This window comes from Thalassospira alkalitolerans, assembly GCF_002115745.1.
Taxonomy (GTDB): Bacteria; Pseudomonadota; Alphaproteobacteria; order Rhodospirillales; family Thalassospiraceae; genus Thalassospira; species Thalassospira alkalitolerans.
This window is the reverse complement of record NZ_JFKB01000022.1, coordinates 43,008-58,696: the sequence shown is the minus strand read 5'-3', so window position 1 is coordinate 58,696 and position 15,689 is coordinate 43,008. Positions and strand designations below refer to the sequence as shown.

General features: G+C 53.4%; 16 protein-coding genes. 6 read left to right on the top strand and 10 right to left on the bottom strand.

Features of this window, described 5'->3' with window-relative positions:
* From TALK_RS22225 to TALK_RS19980, 4 genes are all read left to right on the top strand, one after another.
* On the top strand, nucleotides 1–189 hold a 189-nt coding region (locus TALK_RS22225), incomplete at its 5' end, for a hypothetical protein (RefSeq protein WP_211274856.1).
* A 204-nt stretch (nucleotides 190–393) separates the two neighbouring features.
* Nucleotides 394–1,095, top strand: coding sequence for a gluconate 2-dehydrogenase subunit 3 family protein (locus TALK_RS19990; RefSeq protein ID WP_085620930.1), 702 nt, complete (start codon nucleotides 394–396; stop codon nucleotides 1,093–1,095).
* Between the two features lie 2 nt (nucleotides 1,096–1,097).
* Complete coding sequence (locus TALK_RS19985; RefSeq protein ID WP_085620929.1) at nucleotides 1,098–2,864, top strand: GMC family oxidoreductase; 1,767 nt, start codon at nucleotides 1,098–1,100, stop codon at nucleotides 2,862–2,864.
* Nucleotides 2,865–2,879: 15 nt separating this feature from the next.
* Entirely contained in the window at nucleotides 2,880–4,211 is a 1,332-nt protein-coding gene (locus TALK_RS19980; RefSeq protein WP_085620928.1) for a c-type cytochrome, read from the top strand.
* 83 nt (nucleotides 4,212–4,294) lie between these two features.
* On the opposite strand, the gene TALK_RS19975 is transcribed toward TALK_RS19980, so the two are convergent.
* The 6 genes from TALK_RS19975 to TALK_RS22380 all read right to left on the bottom strand — a co-directional run bounded on the left by TALK_RS19975 (nucleotide 4,295) and on the right by TALK_RS22380 (nucleotide 10,610).
* Complete coding sequence (locus TALK_RS19975; protein WP_085620927.1) at nucleotides 4,295–4,936, bottom strand: bifunctional 4-hydroxy-2-oxoglutarate aldolase/2-dehydro-3-deoxy-phosphogluconate aldolase; 642 nt, start codon at nucleotides 4,934–4,936, stop codon at nucleotides 4,295–4,297.
* 22 nt (nucleotides 4,937–4,958) lie between these two features.
* Nucleotides 4,959–5,897 (bottom strand): glucokinase, encoded by a 939-nt coding sequence (gene glk / locus TALK_RS19970; protein ID WP_085620926.1) that lies wholly within the window; start codon nucleotides 5,895–5,897, stop codon nucleotides 4,959–4,961.
* A complete protein-coding gene (gene edd, locus TALK_RS19965; protein ID WP_085620925.1) occupies nucleotides 5,897–7,735 on the bottom strand; it encodes a phosphogluconate dehydratase in 1,839 nt (612 codons plus the stop codon). Before edd ends, glk begins: the two co-directional genes overlap by 1 nt.
* Nucleotides 7,736–7,740: 5 nt before the next feature.
* Nucleotides 7,741–8,511: a 6-phosphogluconolactonase gene (gene pgl, locus TALK_RS19960; protein ID WP_245830057.1), complete on the bottom strand. Its 771-nt coding sequence runs from the start codon at nucleotides 8,509–8,511 to the stop codon at nucleotides 7,741–7,743.
* Between the two features lie 27 nt (nucleotides 8,512–8,538).
* Nucleotides 8,539–10,044 (bottom strand): glucose-6-phosphate dehydrogenase, encoded by a 1,506-nt coding sequence (gene zwf / locus TALK_RS19955; protein ID WP_085620923.1) that lies wholly within the window; start codon nucleotides 10,042–10,044, stop codon nucleotides 8,539–8,541.
* A gap of 443 nt (nucleotides 10,045–10,487) precedes the next feature.
* Nucleotides 10,488–10,610, bottom strand: coding sequence for a hypothetical protein (locus TALK_RS22380; RefSeq protein ID WP_281251327.1), 123 nt, complete (start codon nucleotides 10,608–10,610; stop codon nucleotides 10,488–10,490).
* A gap of 580 nt (nucleotides 10,611–11,190) precedes the next feature.
* Between TALK_RS22380 and TALK_RS22375 the strand changes: the two genes are divergently transcribed.
* Together TALK_RS22375 and TALK_RS19950 are read left to right on the top strand one after the other, a co-directional pair.
* Entirely contained in the window at nucleotides 11,191–11,322 is a 132-nt protein-coding gene (locus TALK_RS22375; protein ID WP_281251326.1) for a hypothetical protein, read from the top strand.
* A gap of 663 nt (nucleotides 11,323–11,985) precedes the next feature.
* Nucleotides 11,986–13,275 (top strand): polyhydroxyalkanoate depolymerase, encoded by a 1,290-nt coding sequence (locus TALK_RS19950; protein WP_085620922.1) that lies wholly within the window; start codon nucleotides 11,986–11,988, stop codon nucleotides 13,273–13,275.
* 89 nt (nucleotides 13,276–13,364) lie between these two features.
* Here TALK_RS19950 and TALK_RS19945 read toward each other — a convergent pair whose 3' ends face one another.
* The 4 genes from TALK_RS19945 to TALK_RS22175 form a co-directional block, all read right to left on the bottom strand.
* Nucleotides 13,365–13,577 carry a hypothetical protein gene (locus tag TALK_RS19945; protein WP_085620921.1) on the bottom strand — a complete coding sequence of 71 codons (213 nt, stop codon included), beginning with the start codon at nucleotides 13,575–13,577 and terminating at the stop codon, nucleotides 13,365–13,367.
* Nucleotides 13,578–13,603: 26 nt separating this feature from the next.
* The gene (locus tag TALK_RS19940; protein WP_085620920.1) at nucleotides 13,604–14,218 is read right to left on the bottom strand and encodes an NUDIX domain-containing protein; all 615 of its coding nucleotides are present in this window, start codon (nucleotides 14,216–14,218) and stop codon (nucleotides 13,604–13,606) included.
* Between the two features lie 9 nt (nucleotides 14,219–14,227).
* Nucleotides 14,228–15,013, bottom strand: coding sequence for an alpha/beta fold hydrolase (locus tag TALK_RS19935; RefSeq protein ID WP_085620919.1), 786 nt, complete (start codon nucleotides 15,011–15,013; stop codon nucleotides 14,228–14,230).
* A gap of 169 nt (nucleotides 15,014–15,182) precedes the next feature.
* Entirely contained in the window at nucleotides 15,183–15,341 is a 159-nt protein-coding gene (locus TALK_RS22175) for an RSP_7527 family protein (RefSeq protein WP_169715081.1), read from the bottom strand.
* Nucleotides 15,342–15,689: the final 348 nt, after the last annotated feature.

Here is a 15,689-nt window from a genome sequence, read left to right as displayed (position 1 = left end):
GGGAATCCTGAATGTAAACACCGCCTAGGCTTCGAGACTCGAAAATATTCACATGTAATTTTCGTTAAATTATCCTGTGACGTTAGTTTCCGACAAAACTGGAAACCTTTTCTACGCAATTTGGAAATTCCAGAGAAAAAATATCGCACCGGCATTCATCAGACGAATGTGATCGGCCAGCCTGCCTAGAACAAGGTTTTCATAATAAAAAACACTTTTGGAACCCCTTATGGCCAAAGGGTTTCACAGCGTAAAACCCACAAACTGCCATAAATTTGCCATGTTCTAGAACTGTAAATTTAGATAGCTACCTATCGGTTTGACAGACGCCACCAAGCATCCCCCGCATGCCAGGCGCCACTTTTGTCAGCCCAAATAAAGAGAGAGCCACCAATGAAACCGTCAGATTTCAAGCTGAGCCGCCGGAGTTTTCTTCAGGCGTCAACAGCGGCAGGCACGTTGCTTTCGGCAAGCTATGCCCCCCCCGCATTCGCCCAATCCAAATCCGTTCCCCTAAATGAATATAAGCCCGAATACCTCAGCCCGGATGAATGGCAATTCATCCTTGCGGCAACAGCCCGCCTTATTCCGTCAGACGGCAAAGGCCCCGGTGCCATTGAAGCCCGCGTTCCGGTCTTTATCGACCGCCAACTGGCGGGCAGTTTCGGCAATGCGGCCGATTGGTATATGGAAGGCCCGCATGACATCACAGCACCGGCCCAACTTGGCTATCAATCCCCGCTGACGCCTGCCGAGGTTTATCGAGCCGGGATTGCAGAATTGAACCAATGGTGTACCGACACCCACGGCAATGTTTTTGCCCTGCTTGACGCGAAAACCCAGGACACAGTCCTTGGTCAGCTTGAAAGCGGTGACATCAAACTTGTATCGACCAAAAGTGCCAGTCTGTTTGACCTTTTGCTGCAGAACACCAAAGAAGGCTATTTCGCCGACCCCATGTATGGCGGCAATGCTGAAATGACAGCCTGGAAATACATCGGGTTCCCCGGCGCACGGGCAAGTTTCCGCGAATGGGCAGGCATTGAAAAGCCCTATCCGCTTGGACCGGTCAGCATTTCGGGCAAAAGGGGTTAATCATGGCGAGACAGGAAAAGAAAAAAGACGTCGTCATTATTGGCCTGGGCTGGACCGGGTCGATCCTTGGCATGGAATTGTGCAATACGGGACTGGAGGTTCTGGCCCTTGAACGGGGCAGTGACCGCAATACGGTCCCCGATTTTCAATACCCGCAGGTTGCCGACGAACTTAAATACGGCGTTCGATATGGCTTTATGCAAAAGCCGCGCAATTCAACCGTAACCGTGCGACGCTCAGAATCCGAAACCGCCCTGCCCTATCGCCATCTTGGCTCGTTCCTGCCCGGCAACGGTGTTGGCGGGGCTGGAATGCACTGGAACGGTCATACATTTCGCCCGATGCCCGAAGAATTTGAACTGCGGTCTTATGTTGAAAACAATTTCGGCAAGCGATTAATCGATGACGAAATGGCCATTCAAGACTGGGGCATCAGCTATAAAGAACTTGAACCCTATTTTAACAAGTTTGAAAAAGTAGCCGGTATTTCAGGTCAGGCGGGCAATCTGAATGGCGAAATCCGCGACGGCGGCAATCCATTCGAAGGCGAACGTTCGTCGGAATACCCAATGCCACCCATGCCGCAAACAGTTGATTCCAACATGTTTGCCGATGCCGCCCGGAAAATGGGGTATCACCCCTATAAACGCCCATCGGGCATTGCGTCCACATCCTATACCAACCCATATGGCATGCAGCTTGGCCCGTGTAACTTATGTGGTTTCTGCGAACGTTTCGGCTGCCTGAACTATTCCAAATCATCGCCGCAGACCTGCATTCTGGATGCCCTGAAACGCAAACCGAATTTCGAATACCGCACCAACTCGGAAGTCATGAAGATCGAACTTGCCGCCGACGGCAAGACCGCCCGGGGGGTCACCTATATCGATCCCAATGGCGAAGAAGTCTTTCAACCTGCCGATCTGGTGATTATGGCGGCCTATCAGTTGCATAACGTTCATCTGATGCTGCTATCTGGCATCGGAGAACCCTATAACCCGGCGACCCGTGAAGGTGTGACCGGTAAAAACTATGCCTATCAAACCAATGGCGGGACGTCGTTATTCTTTAAGGATGTCGACTTTAACCCGTTCGTCGGATCTGGATCCAACGGCCATGTGATTGATGACTTTGCGATCAACCAGATTGATTTTGCCGCCGAAGGTTTCGTTGGTGGCAGCTATATCAGTGCCGGCACCTTTAACGGTCAGCCGATCCGGTCGATGCGCCTTCCGGCGGGAACGCCGAAATGGGGGGCTGAGTGGAAAAGCGGGATCAAGGAATGGTATGGCCACTCCATGTCGATCGGTTCACACGGGTCGAATATGTCCTATCACACCAACCATCTTGACCTTGATCCGACCTATAAGGATCAGCATGGTCGCCCAATGATGCGCATGACTTTTAACTGGAAACCAAATGATATTCGGATGACCCAGTTCATGAAGTCAAAGATCGAACCGCTTGCCCAAAGCATGAACCCCGACATCATGCAGTCGTCGTTTAAATCCCAAGGGGCGATGTATGACGTACGCCCCTATCAGACGACCCACAATGTGGGCGGGGCAATCATGGGCAGCGATCCAAAAAGCTCGGCAATCAACAAGTTCCTTCAGACATGGGACGTACACAATGTGTTTGTGATGGGGGCAAGCGCCTTTCCGCAGAACATTCAGTACAACCCGACCGGGGCCGTTGGCGCACTTGCTTATTGGGCCGCAGAGGCAATCCGCAAGGATTACCTGCCCAATCCGCGTCCTTTGGTTTAAGGCGGGGATATCATTGTGAAAACATTTATCAAAATCGTTGCTGCGCTGGCCGTTCTTGGGGTTGTTGCCCTGGGATTGATCATCTTTGTGCCAGTATCAAAAACAGCCCCCGTGGCATTGCTATCAACCGATTATCAGGCCCCCGAAGGCCATGGTAAATACGTTATGCGTCTGGCGGATTGCAAAGCCTGCCATACCGCCAAGGATGGAAAGCCGTTTGCCGGTGGTCGTCCGATTGAAAGCCCGTTTGGCACCATCTGGTCAACCAACATCACCCCGGACCCGGAAAACGGGATCGGGAATTACAGCCTCGATGATTTCCGGGCCGCCCTTTATGACGGGGTTGAACCGGACGGAACGCATCTTTACCCGGCGATGCCGTATGAAAATTATCGTAAAATATCCGAGGAAGATGTTCGTGCATTGTATGATTTTTTCATGCATGACGTGACCCCGGTTGCGGAAAAGGCCCCGGAAACCGACCTTTCATTCCCGTTCAACCAACGATGGGGCATTCGCCTTTGGGATTGGCTTGCGCTGGGCGATGCCGGGCACAAGAGCCTTTATGATGACGCCGTTCTTGATCGCGGTGCGTATCTGGTCGACTCACTGGGCCACTGCGCGGCATGTCACAGCCCGCGAAATGCGATTTTTGCCCAGGAAGGTAACACTGCAAAAGACAGCACTTACCTTTCAGGTGGTGTGATTGGTGGCTGGTCGGCGCCAAGCCTGCATGGTGCAAATTCCGCCCCCGCAAAATGGACGGCCAAAGACCTTGCAGATTATCTTTCGACTGGCCGCAACAGCCATTCAGCCGTTGCAGGCGAGATGACACAGGTTGTCGGTGAATCCCTGCAACATGCGACAGATGAAGACCTTCATGCCATCGTTTCCTATCTGCGCCATATCAATGGGAAACCAAAAACCGATGCGGTTGCCCAAAAAGATGTCGGCGATGGGACAAATGCCGCAAACGCAACGACAACACTTTTGGCATCGGCTGATCCGTCAATGCCACTTGGGCCGCGTTTGTATCTTGATAACTGCAATGCCTGCCACTTTGTGAACGGCAAAGGGGCCGATGGCGTCTTCCCGGAAATTGATGGCAACAGCCTGGTCACCGCCGATACTTCCGCTGGCCTGATTGATGTCATCCTTAATGGGGCGGTTTTGCCATCGACCGAAAAAAGGCCTGCACGTTTGGCAATGCCAGACTTTGGTCATCGTCTTAGCGATGAAGAAGTTGCCGAATTGGCAACCTTTGTCCGACAGGGCTGGTCCAACAAGGCAACACCGGTCACCGCGGCCGAGGTTGCAGACATTCGCCAGAAAACTGCGCAAAAATAAGCCTGCCATACAGCAGACGTCAAAAAGGGCCCCAATCGGGCCCTTTTTGTTTGATTGGAACTTAGGGGCAGAACCTCTCGGACTTAACCGCGAAGTTCGGCAACCTTGTCGGTTGCTTCCTGTGCCAAGCGCGTGATCGTTGCCCAGTCACCGGCCTTGACCGCGCTTTTTGGCGAGACCCACGACCCACCAACGGTGATGATATTTGGCAGGGCGAGATAATCCCCCAGATTTGCCAGCGACACACCACCCGTCGGGCAGAATTTCACCTGTGGCAGCGGGCCAGAGAGGGCTTTAAGCATCGAAACGCCGCCCTGTTGTTCGGCCGGGAAGAATTTCAAAATGTCATAGCCATGATCAATCAGATGCATGATTTCAGACGGCGTTCCCGCACCGGGCAGCAACGGCACGCCGGTATCTTTGGCGGCCTTAAGCAAACCATCGGTATGGCCCGGCGAAACCGCAAAAGCACAACCGATTTCGGCCATACGTTCCATCTGTTTGGCATTGATCACGGTGCCCGCACCGGTGATTGCATCGGGAACTTCGGCGATGATACGTTTAATGCTTTCCTCGGCGGCGGCACTGCGCAGGGTGATTTCAAGCACGCGCAAACCACCGGCCACCAAGGCCTTGGCAAGCGGCACGGCATCATTGACGTCTTCGATGACCAGAACCGGCACCACCGGGGCTTTGGATAGAATTTCGTGTGACGAAAGGCTCATTATGTATCCTCCAGTTTCCCGGTCAGGCCGATAAAATCTTGGCGCAACCGATCAGGGCCGGGTATTTCGCCGTCATCAGGCGTACCGGCACATCATTCATCAAATCATGGAAACGGCCCTTGGCGATCATCCGATCTTTCAGGCCGCTTTGTTTCATATAATCGGCAATGCGCGGCCCAATGCCGCCACCGATAAACACACCGTCAAATGCACCAAGCGTCAGCACAAGATCACCGGCAACCCCGCCCATAAACAAACAGAACCGATCCAGCACTTTAAGGCAAAGCGGATCATTTTGTGTCATGGCACGGTCGACAACCTCGGCCGCGGTCAGCGGCGTAACATCAACCCCGTCAATCGCGGCAAGTGCACGATACAGGTTTTCAATTCCCATCCCCGACAGAATGCGTTCGGCCGACACACGACCAAGTTCAGCCGTCAGGAATTTGACGATTTCATAATCAAGATCATCAACCGCGGGCAAAGTCACATGACCGCCTTCGCCCTGAACCGGAATCCAATGACCGTCATGGGGCAAAAGCCCCGAAACGCCAAGCCCGGTCCCGGCCCCGATCACCGCCAATGGCAAACCCGGACGCCCCGGCCCGTCAAACAGCGTGATCAAGTCTTCGTCGCCCAAATAGGGCACCGACATCGCAAGACCGGTAAAATCATTAACCACCACAAGACGATCCAGACCAAATTCGGCATTAAGCGCGTCTTTGGAAAACACCCACGGGTTATTGGTGAATTTGATGGTATCGGCCATCGCCGGACAGGCCACAGCAACCGCAAATTCACGCAAATCGCGGCAATCCGTCCGGGTCATGAAATCGCGCATGGCATCGCCGATGGTCGCGTATTCGCGTACCGGCAATGTCATCGGCGATTGCGGGTCGCCCTTATCATCAATCCAGGCAAAGCGGGCGTTGGTGCCGCCAATGTCGCCAACCAGCCGCATTACGCTACCTCAACCTCAACCGTCCCCGGAAGCACGGCACTGGCACCCAATTCAGCCAGACCAACATGTTCACGGAACACGCCAAACAATTCACGGCCAAAACCGGTCTGATGTTCGGCCTTGTTATCGAATGTCGCAAAGTCGCGCTTGGCCAATTCGGCCTCGGTCACATTCAGGATCAATTCACCGCTTTCGGCATCCAGACGCAGAATATCGCCGTCTTTTACCTTGCCAATCGGGCCGTTCATCATGGCTTCGGGGGTGACATGAATGGCGGCGGGAACCTTGCCCGATGCACCTGACATACGACCATCGGTGACAAGGGCGACCTTGTAGCCAAGGTCCTGCAACACGCCAAGCGGCGGGGTCAGTTTGTGCAATTCCGGCATGCCATTGGCCTTTGGCCCCTGGAAGCGCACCACACAAATCACGTCACGATGCAGCTTGCCATCCTTGAACGCCTGCATCATTTCTTCCTGGGATGTAAACACCGCCGCGGGGGCTTCGATCACACGATTTTCGGGTTTCACCGCCGAAACCTTGATCACCGAGCGGCCAAGATTGCCTGCCAGCATGCGAAGCCCACCATCGGCACTGAATGCCTTTTCGGTCGGGCGCAGAATGCCTTCGTCGTGGCTGTCTTTCGGCGCATCACGCCATGCCAGTTTACCCGCATCCAGATACGGCTCGGTGCCATAGGCCGCCATGCCACCGGTACTGATCGACTGAACATCATGATGCAGCAGACCATTTTTCAAAAGATCACTGATCACAAACCCCATGCCGCCAGCGGCGTGGAAATGGTTCACATCGGCCTGACCATTCGGATAAACGCGGCACAGCAATGGAACAAGACGGGATAATTCATCAAAATCATCCCAGCGAAGTTCGATCCCGGCGGCGCGCGCCATCGCGGGCAAATGCAGGGTGTGGTTGGTTGATCCACCGGTTGCCAGCAACCCGATGATGCCGTTCACAAACGCCTTTTCGTCAAGAATTTTACCAACCGGGCGGTAATCATTACCAAGTTTGGTAATCTGAAGCGCCCGACGGGCGGCTTCTTCGGTCAGGGCATCACGCAGATCGGTGTTCGGGTTAACAAACGCCGCACCGGGAAGATGCAAGCCCATGATTTCCATCAGCATCTGGTTGGAGTTTGCCGTACCATAGAAGGTACAGGTCCCCGGACTGTGATAGGAGGCGGTTTCGGCTTCGAGCAATTCCTTGCGGCCGACTTTGCCTTGGGCGTAAAGCTGACGGATGCGGGCCTTTTCATCATTGGGCAAGCCCGATGGCATTGGCCCGGCCGGGACAAATACCGCCGGAATATGACCATAGGCCAGTGCGCCCATCACCAAACCCGGGACAATTTTATCGCACACGCCAAGATAAAGGGCCGCGTCAAACACATCGTGCGACAGCGAAACAGCGGTCGACATGGCAATCACATCACGCGAAAACAGCGAAAGTTCCATGCCCGGACGGCCTTGGGTCACGCCATCGCACATGGCGGGAACACCGCCTGCGACCTGTGCGGTTGCACCGGCTTCGAACACGGCCTTTTTGATGCGGTCGGGATAAACGCCAAGCGGCTGATGCGCTGACAGCATATCATTATAAGACGTCACAATGCCCAGATTGGCACCTTCGTCACCATTAATGCGCTCCTTATCCGCGGAGCTGCACCCCGCAGACGCATGGGCCAGATTGCCACATGACAGGCTGGAACGGTGCGGACGACTGGATGCGGCGGCTTCGATGCGCGCCAAATAGGCTTCGCGCGTCGGTTTGGACCGTTCGACAATGCGTTTGGTAATCTGTTCTAATTCACGTTTCATGGGGTTCAGCCTTTCGGGTTCTCGGCGCTCCACCACAGATCGACGGGGATGTCAGTCTGCTGCAAAATTGCGCGAACCGGCATTTCTTCGATCTTGGTGCCGTTTTTCGCGGTTTCAAAGGTCGACCATTTGGATTGTCCGGTAATATGGATGCCAATATACCGGGCATTAAGGATGGCGGGCAAAGTCAGGCTGATGCGCGGGACCGGGGATGCGGTCGGGCGCGCAGCGGCAACCAGTTCGCCATGTTCGGGATATAAACCCTTTGCAAGGGCATCAGGCGCAGATGACGGGAACAGCGATGCGGTATGACCATCATCGCCCATGCCCAGATAAACGATATCAAGCGGCCAATGCACATCTGTGCGAAGGCGGCTTGTGACCGTTGCAATTGCGTCTTCGGGATTGGTGTCATTGGTTTTAAGCGACACCAAACGCGCATGCTGGGCTTCGTTGATCAGGAAATGATCGCGGACCAGCTTTTCATTGGATTGGTCATCATCAAGCCCGACCCAGCGATCATCGCCAAGGGTAACGGTGACCTTTGACCAATCAAGTTTAACCGTCGACAGTTTTTCAAACAGTGGCTTGGGGAAACGCCCCCCGGCCACCGCGATGCTGGCGTGCCCACGGGTTGCAATGGCGAATTCAAGGCGATCCACGGTTTCTTTGACCATGGCCGCAAGCATGTCATCGCCGCTTTGGAAAATGCGTTCGTTTGTCATGTCTTCGTCCAGAAAATTGGGAACCGGTTCATCGCCATCCAAAGCCGCCATGCACATAACATGACGGCCATGATGCCATCAGAACCCGGCTTCTTCGTTCCAGGTTCGACCGTCACGCTCGATCAGCGCAATAGCCGCCGAAGGCCCCCATGTACCCGAGGTATAGCCCTTGGGCGTGATATGGTTGCTGTGCCATGCTTCCTGAATGGCGTCGACCCACTGCCAGGCAATATCCTGTTCATCGCGACGGACGAACAACGTGTTATTGCCATCAATTGCGTCAAGCAAAAGACGTTCATAGGCATCCGGGCTGCGCCCGCCAAAAGCCTCGGCAAAGGACAGGTTCAAAGCTGTCGGACGAAGCCTTACCAGCCCCGGCCCCGGATTTTTGGTGTTCAAAACCAGATGAATGCCATCGTCAGGCTGCAAGCGCAAAACAAGGCGGTTGGCCTGATAATTGGTCATGGATTTGGCCAGCGGGAAAATCTGATGCGGCACATCGCGGAACTGGATCACGATTTCCGAATGACGTTTCGGCAACCGTTTGCCGGTGCGCAAATAGAACGGCACCCCGGCCCAGCGCCAGTTGTTCAACTCGGCCCGGATGGCAACAAAAGTCTCGGTGGTGCTATCGATATTGGCACCTTCTTCTTCAAGATATCCCGGGACTTCCTTGCCACCGACCGCGCCTTTGCGGTATTGGCCACGCACGGTTGCGCTATCAATATTAGAATCGTTGATCGGTTTCAGCGCCTTTAGCACCTTGACCTTTTCATCGCGCACCGCGTCCTGATCCAGAACATAGGGGGGTTCCATGGCGACCAAGCACAAAAGCTGCAACATATGGTTTTGCACCATGTCGCGCATTGCGCCCGCGTCGTCATAATAGGACCACCGTCCTTCGGCGCCGACTTCTTCGCCGACAGTTATCTGCACGTGATCGATATGCGCGCTGTTCCACAGCGGTTCGAACATGGCATTGGCAAAGCGCAGGATCAAAAGGTTCTGCACCGTTTCCTTGCCAAGATAATGGTCGATACGGAAAATCTGATGTTCTTTGAAGACGTCACCGATCTGACCGTTAATTTCACGGCAACTTTCAAGATCGTGGCCCAGCGGCTTTTCAAGAACAACCCGTGAGTTCGGCGTTACCAGACCGGCTTTCTTCAGATTAAACGCCATATCGGCAAACAGCGACGGACTGGTCGAGAAATAATAAACGCGATCCCGATCGGGTTGATCGGAAAGCTTGTCATTCAAAACCTTGAACCCGGCTTCGTCATCGGCGGAAACCTGAACATAGGCAATACGGGCGGCGAATTTTTTCCAGACCTTGGCCTCAAATTCACCATTCGGGATGTATTTCTTTCCGGCTTCCTGCAACTTGGTGCGGAATTCGTCATCGGAATGTTCGCTGCGCGATGCACCGAAAATACGGGTGGCGTCATCGAAACGCCCGGTACGTTCCATTTCGTAAAGTGCCGGGAAAAGTTTGCGTAACGCCAAATCTCCGGTCCCACCGAAAATTACGATATCAGCGATACGATGCTTCAGCCTTTGGCGCTGCGTCGTCGTTTGTGTCATCTTGCCCTAAGCCTTCCAAGCGAACTGCTTTGCTCTCACTCGTTCCTCCCCGTCGTCCAGGTGGGACCCAAAGCCCCAAAAGAGCTCTGGCAAACGACCGGGCCACGGTATTTTACCGTGACGGCAGGCGTCGGGTTTCCCCCGCCACCGCCAATCTTGTTACCAGCGATACTCTGCGCGGTTGATTATCCACATCAAAGCATCATCTGGCGTCTCTGTCCTAATCAAACAAACCGCAATCTTCCCTCCGGGCATGAATGCCGATGGTCGACCCTGTTACAATTGCCGTATCTCCGGTGACACGGACAACGAACAGTTCACTCCCATCGGCCTGCATATAGACGAGACACCTCGCCCGGATGTTCAACCACGTCGACCGTTCCGCACAACAATGCCGTGTCCTGAATCGGCAAGGCTGCAATGTTCCAGTCTGATGCCCAGTGTTACACGATCTCCGACGTCAAGACCACTGCCATCGACAGGCCGGTAGCCTCTTTACTGAAATCTGGTTTAACCGTAACAGTTTGTTGCGAAACCCCATCGAGACCTGCGGCAACAAAGATCATTTTCAGCTCCCGATAAAGCGCGTAACAAATTGATTTTAAGAATGATCGTATCGCTCAAACGGTTGTTGCCAGTTTGACCGGAACCGGCACGCAACACCGCGATCTTATCCGCCATTGTTATGGCTTCGACCTGATCAAAGCACCACATAGATCATCGTGGTTTCAATTTTTCATGACGTTTTGTCCTTTCGATACGCATCTGCACGCGCAAGTCAGGTGACAGATACCGACATATGATGGAATGCCAGACACATTTGTTGGTTCCCTCCATTCCGTCTGCGGCCTTGCCTTCCTGCCGTATGTTTCGCGGTTATGTTCCGGTCTTTCCATATGACGCACGGTGTTCTTTCATAAAGACTCGCGCAAAAGCACCGGTTTCTGCGGGGTTCATTCAATCTCCGCCCTAAAAATGCACCGGATGTTCTCATTTTCGACAAATGGCACAGAACAAAAAGAACAAATTAAATTCGTTTAAAATCAAATACTTATTTTAATTTATGGATTTTGTTCTAATTTTGTTCTTGCGAGAACAAAACAAGATCAGTATGGTTTGTTCAGACAGATTGAGGAGGACAACACCATGATGAAGTTGCTTGAAAACCCGACCCGCCTGAACGAGCTTTGCAGCACGGTTGCCGTGGTTGGAAGCACCGGATTTTTCCTGTTCGTTATCGGACTGGGCATGGCGCAAACCCTTCGCGGTCTGATCTGACCAAAGCTCAAGCTTTTTACGAGGCCCGGATGGACTTCCCATCCAGGTTAGCGACCGGCAGGCAACCCCGCACCCATACCCTGTCCCGTTTGTCGGTCGCCCCTTTTTCTTCGTTCGGGTCTCGTGAATTGTAATTGCATATTTCTGTGTTATCCGCGCTACTTAACGCTGCTGTTCCCCGACAGCAGCGTTTTTCTTTGCCTGCTTCCCTTGATTTGACCGAGTCCCATCAAACATATACGATTGTATATGATCATTATAGTTCTGCGTCATTTCCAAACAAACAACAATTGTTGCAGCGCAACAACTTACGTTGCGATGCAAAATTTTACTCGACAACAGGCCAAAACTTGGCTTGAATCAAGATCAAAGCTGATCGTTTGGAAATTCATCATACTTTTAGGCTATTATTTTAAACCTTAAGTATCGTAGGCTCTGATGAATTGCAGGATTTCTGTTTATCGTGATGTTGCCGGGTCTTAACCCGCCAATAACCGGCATCCCCGGAAATTGACCCCATTGCATAATGCGCAGTGTCGTCATCGGGGTGTTACGGAAAACAAAAGACCTGCCGGCCGGAAATCCTTCCGGAACAGAGCAGTCGGGGACCAACACGGCCGATGCCCCCAACCGACCCATGCATCGCCGGGGAGTGAGAGAAAAATGCTGTACCATCTTTACGAATTGCAGCACGCCACCATCAGCCCGCTTCGCATGGCGGCAGATGCCAGCAAGAAGTGGCTGCGCAATCCAGCCAACCCGATGTCCTATACCCAGCAAGGTCGCACGGCCGCAGCGGCATTTGATGTGTTCACCCATATCACTCATCGCTATGGCAAGCCGGACTTTGAACTTGATACCACGATCATCAATGATGAAACCGTGCCGGTGACCGTAGAAATCGTTCACAGCGAACCGTTCGGCAATCTTTTGCATTTCAAACGCGAAACCGGGCATCTGAAAACCCAGCCCGATGATCCGCGTTTGTTGATTGTGGCCCCGATGTCAGGCCATTTCGCGACCCTTTTGCGGGGCACGGTCGAAACCCTTCTGCCCGATCATGATGTTTACATCACCGATTGGAACGATGCGCGCACCGTCCCGGTCCATCTGGGCCATTTTGATCTTGATACCTATGTCGACTATATCATGCGCTTCCTGCGCAAGCTTGGCCCGAACACCCATATGATGGCCGTCTGCCAGCCATCTGTTCCGGTGCTTGCCGCTGTGTCGCTGATGGCATCGGGTAATGAGCCCTGCCAACCCGCATCAATGACGTTGATGGGCGGGCCGGTTGATACCCGTGAAAACCCGACCGAGGTCAATAATTTCGCCCAACAGCACAGCTTGGACTGGTTTGAACGCCATGTAATTTCGCATGTGCCGTTGCCCCATCCCGGCGCAATGCGCCGCGTCTATCCGGGCTTCATGCAATTGGCCGGTTTCATGAGCATGAATTGGGACAAACATATGTCCGCCCATCATGACATGTTCACACATCTGGTCGAAGGCGACGGCGAAAGTGCCGATGCCAAGCGCGCATTCTATCAGGAATACCTCGCCGTTATGGATCTGACGGCCGAATTTTACCTGCAAACCCTAAAAGTCGTGTTCCACGACCATAACCTTCCCGACGGCACGATGCGCTGGCAAGGCATTCAGGTCGATCCGGCCGCGATTACCAAAACCGCCCTTCTGACGGTTGAAGGTGAACGCGACGATATCACCGGCATGGGCCAAACCCGCGCGGCGCACAAACTTTGCACCAATCTGCCCGATAATATGCGCATGCATCACCTTCAACAGGGTGTTGGTCATTATGGCGTATTTAACGGCCGTCGCTGGCGCGAACAAATCAGCCCGCGGCTTAAGGATTTCATCCGCCGCCACGACCAAGAGGGCAAGGGCCGCAAAAGCGCCCCGGACATGGCCCGGATCGAAGCCGCCGAATAGGCCATCCATCACATAAAGAAAAAGCCGCCCGAATGCCTTTATGGCCGGGCGGCTTTTTTGTGTTTGGTGATCTGGCGATTATGGATACATCAACACCAGATTGCCATTATGCAGCCGGGCGCCTCATGGTCAACACCAATCGTCGGATTGCCAAGCTGTGCGATAAGATAGGCATAAACCAAGGGGCGTGAACGGGTCCCGGCGCCGATCACCCCGGTCACTGCGGTTTGCGTTAGCCCCTGACAATGCACCAGTGCCGCATCAATATCGGCATTGGTGACAAAATCATCGACGACCAACACCTTGCGATGGTGAACATAAATATGCTTTAGCCGAAAAGCTTGGCCAACATCGCGTGCTGTAACAAGATTACGGTCTTGGCATCGCGGATACGACCATCGGCAACCATGGCAATCGCGTCTTTGATCGGGATTTCCAGAACGTGGATATCCTCGCCTTCTTCGTGCAGGCCGCCACCAATACCTTCGCGGTGTTCGCTTTTGACTTCGGCCATAAAAAGATGAAGCCGTTCGGTCACCGATCCCGGACTCATGAATAAATCAAACAGCTTTTGTGGCTTGCCGATTTTATAGCCGGTTTCTTCCTCGACCTCGGCAATCACGGCCGACGCCGGATCGCGATCATCAAGCAACCCTGCCGGAACTTCGATCAGCATGCCGGTTTCATTGCCATTTACAAAAGTCGGCAGACGAAATTGCCGGGTCAGGATCACAGTCCCGGCATCGCGATTATACAGTAAAATCCCAGCACCATTACCGCGTTCATAGGCTTCGCGTTGCTGGCGTTGCCATTCACCGTTCTGGCGTTTTAAATCAAATGTCACGCGATACAGATGATACCAATTGTCTGACAGGCATTCGATATCTTCGACCCGGATCGCGTCATTTTCAGGTAATTTCCAACCCTTGGGAATATCAACCATGCCAAGACCCTAGCGGTTTAAAAAGGCTGACAGGGTCAGCAAAACGGCCTCGGGCTTTTCAGCATGGACCCAATGACCGGCCCCTTTGATGCTGGTGAAGGCCGCCTTGGGAAACAGCGATTTGATATGATCGCGATCCTTGGCATCGACATAATGTGAAGTGGCCCCGGAAATGAACAACACATCACGATCAAAGCTTGCCATCGCCCCGCCGGGCCAGCCGGTGATATCGGCCAGATGATTGGCCATGGCATCGATATTGACCTGCCAAGACATCTTGCCGGTGTCTTTGTCTGTTATGACGTTTTGCGCCAGGAACTGTCGCACGCCTTTTTCCGAGACACCGCTTGAAAGGGCGTCTTCGACTTCGGCCCGGCGCGAAACCGCATCAAAATCAACCGCGCGCATCGCATTGATATAGCCAGTATAATCATGATCATAGGCCACCGGGGCAATGTCAACGATAACCAGATCGGCAATCAAATCCGCATCCTGCGACAGGGCCAGCACCATCGATGCCTTGCCCCCCATCGAATGCCCGATCAAATGCACCGGTTTGTCGGAAACATCACGGATCAGATCGGCAATATCAGCAGCCATCGCCTGATATGTCATCTCTCCGTCCCAGCCGGATCGCCCGTGATTGCGCAGGTCAGCCGTCACCACATGGTATTTTTCCGCCAGTCGACGGGCAATCGCCGTCCAATTGCGGGCCTGCCCGAAAAGCCCGTGCAGAACCACAATGGTTCCGTTGTCATGGTTTTCTTCGCCAAAGGCATAATGAGAAAGTTTCATCCGGCACGCTCCGCAAGTCGGGTCATCTGGTTATCCCCCTTTAATAGCGGGCACAGATGGCGGCGTGAAGCCCTGTGATAAAGGCCAAGAATCAAAACACCCCCGCATGGGAGGAATGCGGGGGTATCCGGCGGGTCATTCAACCCTGAATTTACGTCAAGCGTTAAGCTTAGGCGCCAGCAGGACGGCCGCCCGGAAGGCGGTTACCGCCAAACAGGGAAGCAATTTTGCGGGCCAGAGCTACGAAAGCTTTGCGGATCGCCTGTGCACGGAGTTTTTCGGCTTCGCGCTGCAGCGTGACGAGATCATAATCACCATAACGACGCATGGCTGTATTCCTTTTAAAACGGACCGGGAATTTAACGCCCCGGTTTCGCGTTGAGTTGTTCTGAAGCTGGTGTACGCCTGTTTATTCGATCCGACGAGACGAGTTTCCTCAGCTCACCCATGCATGTGACGCATAGTGCGAAACATATACGTCACATTGTTTCCACGCGCAGGACGCATGAATGTCTCATGACAATTAAGATGCTCAACTTACAGGACATTTCTTGCACCGCGTTTGGCTGCGCTCAAAGCCCTTAAAATCACACAGGGTATATTCCGCCCCTATCCCTTATCAGAAAAGGGATTGATCGCCATCGACACTATCAATTTTCATGTGATGCTCATCACA